Here is a 1,176-nt window from a genome sequence, read left to right as displayed (position 1 = left end):
CCCTGCGTGTCAGGGTGAGTTGAGTCCAACGGTTCACAGCAACCCCGCCTGCAGGGCAAGAGACGGATCAACCCCACAATGACGATTTCTCCCACCATGCCGATCGAGGACAATGACCGGATGGACCCCTCGCACCCTCGCGCCGACGGCCCGCAGCGACGACGCACCTTCAACGCTGCCGACAAGCTCGCCCACCTCGCCGCGTACGAGCAGGCGTGCACGAACAACGGTGGCGGCGCATACCTGCGACGTGAAGGCCTGTACTCATCGCTGATCAGCGAATGGCGCAAACAACGCGACGCCGGCGTCCTCGAGGGCACCAAACCCGGCGACAAGATTGGCAAACTTACCGCCGAGCAAACCGAGATCGCCCGACTCAAGCGTGAGCTCGACCGAGCCAACAAGAAACTCGCGACCACCGAAACGGCCCTACTGATCATGGGAAAAGCACAGTCGCTCTTGGAGCAGATCTCCGAGAGCACGGACGCGGACGAGCCGCGCAAGAAGCGTTGACGACCATCCATCACGAACTCACCAAGTCTGGCGTAACAACAAGGACCGCAAGTAGATTGACGGGAGTAGTGCGGTCCACCGCAGGACGCCACAAAACGCGATCTGCGACAGCGGAACCGCCCATGCCCGTTCCACGCACTCCGGAAAACAAACTCACCGACACCGAACGCCGCGCTGTGCTCGAGATGTTGTGCAGCAAGCGGTTCGTCGATCAGGCACCCCTCGAGATCTACGCCCAGCTACTCGATGACGGCACCTACCTGTGCTCGGTGTCGACGATGTATCGAATCCTGCGGGAGAACGCGCAGGTCAAAGAACGTCGTCGGCAAGCGCGTCATCCTGCCCGCACGTGCCCGGAGCTGGTCGCGACAGCACCGCGGCAGGTGTATTCGTGGGACATCACCAAGCTTGCGGGCCCGGTCAAAGGCACCTATTTCGATGCGTACGTCATGGTCGACATCTACTCCCGTTACATTGTCGGTGCACACGTCCAAACCCATGAGTCCGGCTTGCTCGCTGCGGAGATGATGACTGAAGTGTTTGCTGTACATGGGATTCCAAATGTTGTCCATGCAGATCGGGGTACGTCGATGACGAGTAAGACCGTCGCGACGTTGCTCGCGGATCTGGAGGTCACCCGTTCACATTCACGGCCGCGGGTAT

At 60.5% G+C, this 1,176-nt stretch carries 1 pseudogene; it reads left to right on the top strand.

Annotation, left to right across the window (positions count from 1 at the left end):
• Positions 1-120: 120 nt before the first annotated feature.
• Positions 121-1,176: pseudogene (locus tag HF877_RS21455) on the top strand (DDE-type integrase/transposase/recombinase); the annotation flags it as partial.

Source organism: Rhodococcus sp. BL-253-APC-6A1W (assembly GCF_012843405.1).
Taxonomy (GTDB): Bacteria; Actinomycetota; Actinomycetes; order Mycobacteriales; family Mycobacteriaceae; genus Rhodococcus.
The sequence above is the reverse complement of the archived record's forward strand: the minus strand, read 5'-3'. Positions and strand labels throughout refer to the sequence as shown.